The 7,048-nt window shown below is 41.6% G+C and carries 5 protein-coding genes; 3 read left to right on the top strand and 2 right to left on the bottom strand.

Annotation, left to right across the window (positions count from 1 at the left end):
- Window positions 1-1,120, top strand: a 1,120-nt coding sequence (locus J6U00_RS11630) for an ABC transporter permease (protein WP_296582023.1), incomplete at its 5' end; no start/stop codon positions are given.
- A 305-nt stretch (window positions 1,121-1,425) separates the two neighbouring features.
- Entirely contained in the window at window positions 1,426-1,761 is a 336-nt protein-coding gene (locus J6U00_RS11625) for a hypothetical protein (RefSeq protein WP_296582022.1), read from the top strand.
- A 146-nt stretch (window positions 1,762-1,907) separates the two neighbouring features.
- Here the strand turns inward: J6U00_RS11625 and J6U00_RS11620 are convergent, their stop codons facing one another.
- Window positions 1,908-4,118 carry a dockerin type I repeat-containing protein gene (locus J6U00_RS11620; RefSeq protein ID WP_296582020.1) on the bottom strand — a complete coding sequence of 737 codons (2,211 nt, stop codon included), beginning with the start codon at window positions 4,116-4,118 and terminating at the stop codon, window positions 1,908-1,910.
- Between the two features lie 185 nt (window positions 4,119-4,303).
- Between J6U00_RS11620 and J6U00_RS11615 the strand changes: the two genes are divergently transcribed.
- Entirely contained in the window at window positions 4,304-5,053 is a 750-nt protein-coding gene (locus J6U00_RS11615) for a glycosyltransferase (protein ID WP_296582018.1), read from the top strand.
- Window positions 5,054-5,166: 113 nt separating this feature from the next.
- Here J6U00_RS11615 and J6U00_RS11610 read toward each other — a convergent pair whose 3' ends face one another.
- Entirely contained in the window at window positions 5,167-6,873 is a 1,707-nt protein-coding gene (locus J6U00_RS11610; RefSeq protein WP_296582017.1) for a VWA domain-containing protein, read from the bottom strand.
- Between the last annotated feature and the right edge of the window lie 175 nt (window positions 6,874-7,048).

Raw genomic sequence — 7,048 nt, 5'->3', positions numbered from 1 at the left:
TCCGCTTGACACTTCACTAGGTCCGGTGGCTATTAATCTGACCTTTAAGCAGGCAGGGGCATCTGCCGGAAGAAATATCCTGTTGTTTGCTGTAACTTTTGTTATGATGATATTACTTGCATTTACGGGAGTGCTTGTTTATAACGTTAATATCCGTCCTGATAATTTTATTACAACGCTTTCGGAGGAACTGCCTGATATTAGAGTGCAGTCGGACGGGGAGCATTTTGATGCACTGAAAGAATTACTCAAAGATGAGAATGTCAAAGCAGTAAATTACGGTATTGCTAATGCGGAGTACTCTGACGGCAGTATTCCCGTGATAGTATGCGAGGATCATACGCTTCTTGAAAATGATATATGCTATGTCGGGATGCATCCCGGCAATGCAGATGAGATAGCCATTGGAAGTGCCTTTGCGGAGGAATTTTCTATCGGTGATACATTCACTCTGACGATGAACGGAAAGGCTCACGATTATGCAGTCAGCGGCTTTATCCAGAGCGTTAACAATAATGGAATGATTGCCGAGCTGACCGATGAAGGATATGATAATATCTCTGATAAGTCGCTCTATTCGCTGAACATATACTCAGACGACAATGATATTGACAGCTTTGTAGATAAGATGAACAATGAATACTCTGAATATACCGTGAGTGTCAGCAATGCTGCGAAAGAAACAAAGGCCATGCAGGCAATGTATTCCTCGCTTATAACTATAGTAGCTATCATACTTTTCATCGTCACGGTGCTTATCATATTGCTCATACTTTACGTTATCATGCGTTCGATGATATCGAGCCTTAAAACCGATTTCGGCATCTACAAGGCTATGGGATTTACAAGCAAACAGCTTATAATACAGACAGTTGGCAGTATCACGCCTGTTGTGATGATAGGTTCTGTACTGTCGGCAGTGTTGGGGACAGCTTATCTGCCAGCTATGTTTAACGGAATATTCTCGGTCATCGGGGCGCTGAAAAATAATTTTGAGATACCTCCGGCAGTTCTGTTTATCATGGCTTTGATACTGACTGCTGTAAATATCATAATTGGTACGCTACTTTGCAGACCGATAAGGAAGATAACTGCATATTCGCTAATAAAAGAAGGTTAAGCAATTCCAATAACTCATAGCCTACTGACATATAAAAAAACTGTTTGTCACAATTACCTTATCCAAATTGTATAATTGCGATAATAATAAACATACAGCAATGCAATATAATACGTGGTTTGACCACAAATATCTGTTAAACAAGACGTGATAGATGGAATAAATATACAATTTGTTTAGCTGATTTTGTTGCAGTATTACGAATATAATTAACAAATTGTGACTTTTCACAAAAAGGTATTTACAAATCGGGCTATTAAGGGTATTATAAGTACATAATTTATTTTATTTAGGGGGCATTTTTTATGAGGTTATTTGCAATGTTAGGCGAGATCTATGACGATGTTGTAACAGGAAGGAATACTTATATGTATGATGATGACTATGATTGTCTGTACCTGCCTGTAGACAAGGCGTTCATAAACCACGCTCTTGAACAGCCATGTGAAGATTGTGGAGTCCTTATCTTTACAATGGATCATGACTTCAATTATACGCTGGATAGTGTTCTTATTGATGGTGACGAACAGCCGCGCGATCTGAGAGAAGAAATTGCCGAGTATATTGAGCATTATGAGATTAATGAACAGTACTTTGAGCTTAGCAGTGCTCTCTCTCATGTATTTTGCAGAATCAATTGAATCTAAAGGACCGTCTGTGCTTTTACAGGCGGTTTTTTATTGTGTTATTGCAAAAATATCCCCCGGTTCATTCTGAACCAGGGGATATTGTACTAATTTATAATAGTTATCGTTTTCAAAATATAATGTTGCATCTGAACTGAGTGTCAGGTGAGAATGAACTCTACAAGTTTTTTTCTCATAGCCAAAAGATCAAAAACGTCTATGTTGTTGTCCTTACAAAGATCGGCGACTGTAAGGTCTGATATTTTTGTATCGGACGAAGCTATCAGCCACTTCTGCAATGCAACAAGATCGGCTATACCGAATTCTCCGTCGCCGTTGGTATCACCTGTGAATTTCCACTTTATTTTCTGAGAATTGTATTCGGTCTTTGAAACAGTTACGTGTAAGATACAGAAATAATCGGTATTGCATATTCCGAAGTCGGTTGAAGGCTTAGTATAGTATACTGATATACTGTCGCTTGAAACGTCAGTATCATCTATATGAATTTTATTTCCTCCTGTTGAATCAATACAGAAGTTAAGAAGCAGCACATTGTCCTTGAAGAAATCGTCGTTGTATGCTGAGAAGTATTTATTCTGGTAGTTTTCTGACATGTAGCGTGAAAGTATCTCAGTAAGCTCAGATTTCGAAGTAGCAACGGCAGGCTCGGGACCGATTACTATGTTTTTCGAGAAAAGGTCGGGAGTGGTCGCTGAGATCTTGGTTATTCCTTTGACAGGAATTGTGTTTTTCACTTTGAAAATGATATCTGCTGTATTATAAGCATATTCCTTTATAGTCTTGGGCTCGGTTTCGGATAATACATAGCCTTCCGGCAGGTATTTTTCATCAACAGATATCTCGTGCCAGTCATCAGTAAAGAACTCGGTGTCCCAGTAGAATGGGTTCTGCCCCTCGAAGTACTTTATGCTGTTTCCGAACAGATCAGGTATGCTTTCCCAGGTGATTGGAATATAATCACCTGTGTCCTCGTCGATGATGCTTATGCGTTTGAGGTCGTAATTCAGGGTATCCTTGTTATTCCATACTACTTTTTCTTCAAGCTCCTTTTTGGGGATAACGACCTTAAGTATATCAAAGTAGGATGTTCTCATCAGATTTGCGAAAATAATGGAGTTATAGTTAATTATCAGTTTGCCGTCCTTATTCTGAACGCTGTCCAGCCCATGGGACATTACACGTCCTCTGTAGGGATCAAGATAGGTGTTGAGAAGCAGTACATTATCCTCAAAGAAGCTGTCACTGTACTGTGATACGAATTGATTCAGAGGCTTATTATTAAGATAAGCCGAAAGGAAGCTCACAAGCTCCTCTTTGGAGCTTATGACAGCAGATTCTGACTGGGAAAAGGAATTGTATATATCGTATGATGAAGCTTTCAGGTCATTGGAATATATACTGTAGTGAGCGTAGGAAAATTCTGCATCATGTATATATGAGTCGTCAAGCGTAATCTTCTGCGCAAAGTCGGATATAGTGCAGTCTGCAATCAGCGTTCTTTCTACCTGATTTGACTGGTAGTCGTTGACATAAGCATAATCCCACCTGATAAGATAATTTCCGTCTATTTCAGCCGTATAGACCACAGCCTTAAGTATTGTGCCGCCGTCAAGAGGCTGTGCTGTTTCAGGACTGCAATCCTCTATAAAATATCTGTCTATATTATCATAACGGATGCTTGGCGTTTCGATTCCTTCAAACCAGTCATAAGGGGTTCCTGCGTTTGATTCAAGGCAGAACACAATGTAATTATCCATTGCGGACACCTTGCCATTGTTATCAGAATATTCCTTGAATTCAGCCTCACAATCAGGCAGCCAGCTGTAGATATCAGTCTCTGTGATATCCATATTGTCGTCGATCATAAACGAATAATAAGCTACAGCGTGGTTGTATCCAAGATCAAGCTCTGAGGATTTTAACCATGTATCTACTAGTGCAACCTCAAATCCGCCTTTTTCCTGCGGTGCATAGTATACTACTACCTCATAGCAGCTGTTGCTGTCAGCGGAACCGTAAGACTTGTGGGTAAGTTCACTCATCATATCCTTTGTCGTAACGACTTCATAACGGCGCATGCCCTGTGGTTCGTCTTCCTGGAATTTTACTGCGTTTTCTTTGAAAACGATGCATATAAGTCCATCCTGAACATGAGTAGCGCCGTAGGTGTTTCGGAAGCTTAAAGCGGAATCAAAGTCGCAGGGGATCCAGTCCGGAAGGGCTGCACCCATACCATGGGCCTCTGCGTATACGGTCTGAGATAAAAGCGTAGGTATACTGTCTGCGGAAAGAGGAATAAACGCTGTTGCCGCTGCTAGAAATGCAGCTACCATTCTTTTTAATTTCATTGTGTTCACCTGCCATTTCTTTAAGATTAACAGGTCATGCCTGTTTGCCTTCATTATAACACGGCTTTTTGCAAAAATCAATAGTTACGGCAAATAATGAATTGCCTTGAAAATTTAACGAAAAAATGGTATAATTAAGCAGTAAAAGTCTGAGTTTTATCTGAAGACAGGAAGGGGAGTGTGAAATGGAAAAGGCTTCAAAAAGGGGAGCGCTCTTTTCAGTTATAATACCTGCGCATAATGAAGAAAAATATATAGGGAAATGCCTGTGCAGTATAAAGCGTGCGGCAAAGAAAATACCTGACGAGGTGGAAACAGTCGTTGTTGCTAATCGCTGTACAGACAGGACGGTTGCTGTTGCCAAAAGCTATGGTGCCATAGTGATAGAAAATGACGACAGGTGTATAAGCAGTATCAGGAATGCAGGTGTAAGAGCTTCGAGTGGAAGTATAATAGTAACTATAGACGCAGACAGCGTTATGTCAAAGAGTTCTTTGGTAGAGATAAAAGATTTGATAACCTCGGGAAAGTATATAGGGGGAGGAACAAGGCTTAAATTTGAGCGTATGTCGCTTGGTATCGCGGCTTCTGCGGTATATATAGCGATAAATCTCATCCCCGTAATGATAAGGAACGGCGGTCTGCTTTCTGGAGCTATGTTTTGGTGCAGGCGGAAGGACTTTGACAGGATAGGAGGCTTCAATGAGAAACTCATAAGCCTTGAGGATATGGACTTCGCAGGGCGATTGAAGGCTCTTGGAAAGTCCTGCGGCAAAAAGTACGGAACTCTTAGAAGGTCTTATATTGTGACGTCAAGCCGAAAATTTGACGAGTTCGGTGACTGGTATCTACTTAAGGAACGCAGGTTGACAAAGGCTATATTTACTGGAAAAGACAGAAAAGCCGCGGATAAGTTCTACTATGATGTGAGATGAACTATAGTATAAATACATACTCAAAGTGATTATTCGTTTTTTTATTGCTTGAAATATAAATCCCCAAAGAAGCGTTTTTGTTTTCAATGCTTCCTTGGGGATTATTCTTAAGCTTACATCTGTGCGTTGAAGAGAGCTGAGAGCTCATATACAACGTCGTCGCTGTCTGCGTCGATATATACTGCTTCATTGATTGATGAAAGATCCTTGAGTGAATCAATTTCCTCATTGTATCCGATAGTATATATCGGTATTCCGTAATGACTCACGATACCTGCCGCCGGGTTATACTCCACTCCGCGATTGCATCTGCCATCGCTGAGAACGAATATCATTGTCTTTGCCGAAGGAATGCTTTCCTTATACTCGTTTATCATATTGATACCTACAAGGAGAGCATCGTATGTAGCTGTATTTCCTCCTGCCTTCATTTTCTCAACAGCTCCTGCAAAATAGGACCGCTGCTCGAGGTCGAACTGAGCGATTGGAAGATTCAGGGTAACATTGTCGTTATATGTGATAAGGCCTACATAATTGTCTGATCGTATATTTTTTGAGGCTTCAAGGAGAGAATCCTTTAGTCTGTTCAAAGGATCGCCTGTCATGCTTCCAGAAACGTCAGCGATGAAAAGTGCGATAGTAGGTGTGCCGGAGTCCTTTTCTTCCTTCCACAGGCGCTGAGCGCTTATGATGTCCGAGCCGCTTATATCCTTTGTATTGTAGCCGAAGCTATTGTCAGGATCAAATCCATATTCCTTTGCGTGTGCCTGAGGACCGCTGCTGAGTGCGAAATCAAGGAAGGTGTTGAGAGCTGCCTGCTGGTCTGTGGTAAGGTCTCCGACGCTGTAAAGGGGATTGCTGTGCTTATAGCCGAAAGGTATGAAGTCATAGCCGCCCTTTAGTACAGCACTGTTTGTATATGCCTGAAACTCAACAACGCCTGCCTGCAGAGTACCGCTCTGCATTGCGTTTACCATCTGATCGGTGGTGTAGCATACAAAGGGTATGCTCTTCTGGAGCTGCTGGAATGTGGATACAGCGGAATCACTGAGAATATTTCCACTGTCAAAGTGCTGGAGCGCATTTATAAGGAAGTTGAGACCTGTAGCCGAGGTATATGGATATGTATAGCCCATCTGAAGCTCGCCTGCAACGACAGCGTCCACAATGTTCTCAAAGGTCACAGAGCCATATTTTGACTTTACAGAAGAAGCTGCTGTACGTGAGATAGCTATGCCTGCTGTATTCGATACAAGTGATTCAGCTTCAAGTTTGAGCTTTGCACCTTGTTCAGCTGCAAGCTTTCCAAAAAGCTCGTTTGAGGGTGTATAAGCCTGCGGGATATACACGTTATTAGCGATATAGTCCGATGAAGCACCAGAAGGTATGCTTCTTACGCTTACGGAAATTATCTTTCCGTTGGAAAGACGGTTCCTCTGATTGTTGAACTCCTCCGCAGTCTCATTGAGCCAGCCGTTATTTTTCTTGCCGGCTTTCTCTGAGGTGGAGAAAATCTCGATGTTCACGTCGCCTTCGCCAACGACTGTGAGAGGATACTTGGTTTCGATATTTGGGAGATTTGCAGGTCCCTTATCCGAATAATCCACCGTACCCTTTATCGGCTCGGCAGACAGTATCTGTATGTCTTTCAAAGCTTTCTGGAGCTTCTCCTCGGGCTTGTCGATTGTTATTTTGTTTCCTGTGCTTGGCTCAGGCTTTTCCTTATTTGAAGAGCTTCTGTTGATGACAGCCATTATCATTACCATAGTGATAATAGCGCCAATCACAGCGATAACAAGAGGTGTTTTGCTTTTGTTCATATCATATCCTCACTTTCCATTTCTTTCTTGTATTCGTGGATAGAATCTATAATAAGCTTGAGAGACCTGATCTCTGTACTGTTCCTTTCGTTGTCAGTCATCTGAGAAACCTCAACGAGTAGGTTAGTATAATCGTGTAGTATCTTGTCGTTCCTGTCAGTAAGCATACGGAGAT

The sequence above is a fragment of the Ruminococcus sp. genome, assembly GCF_017650195.1.
GTDB lineage: Bacteria > Bacillota > Clostridia > Oscillospirales > Ruminococcaceae > Ruminococcus.
Note: the sequence above shows the minus strand (reverse complement) of the source record. Positions and strands in the feature narration are given on the sequence as shown.

What these genes read in the sequence shown, in the direction of transcription:
- J6U00_RS11625 (WP_296582022.1), top strand. Translation starts at nt 1,426, where the DNA reads ATGAGGTTATTTGCAATGTTAGGCGAGATCTATGACGATGTTGTAACA.
- J6U00_RS11620 (WP_296582020.1), bottom strand. Translation starts at nt 4,118, where the DNA reads ATGAAATTAAAAAGAATGGTAGCTGCATTTCTAGCAGCGGCAACAGCG.
- J6U00_RS11615 (WP_296582018.1), top strand. Translation starts at nt 4,304, where the DNA reads ATGGAAAAGGCTTCAAAAAGGGGAGCGCTCTTTTCAGTTATAATACCT.
- J6U00_RS11610 (WP_296582017.1), bottom strand. Translation starts at nt 6,873, where the DNA reads ATGAACAAAAGCAAAACACCTCTTGTTATCGCTGTGATTGGCGCTATT.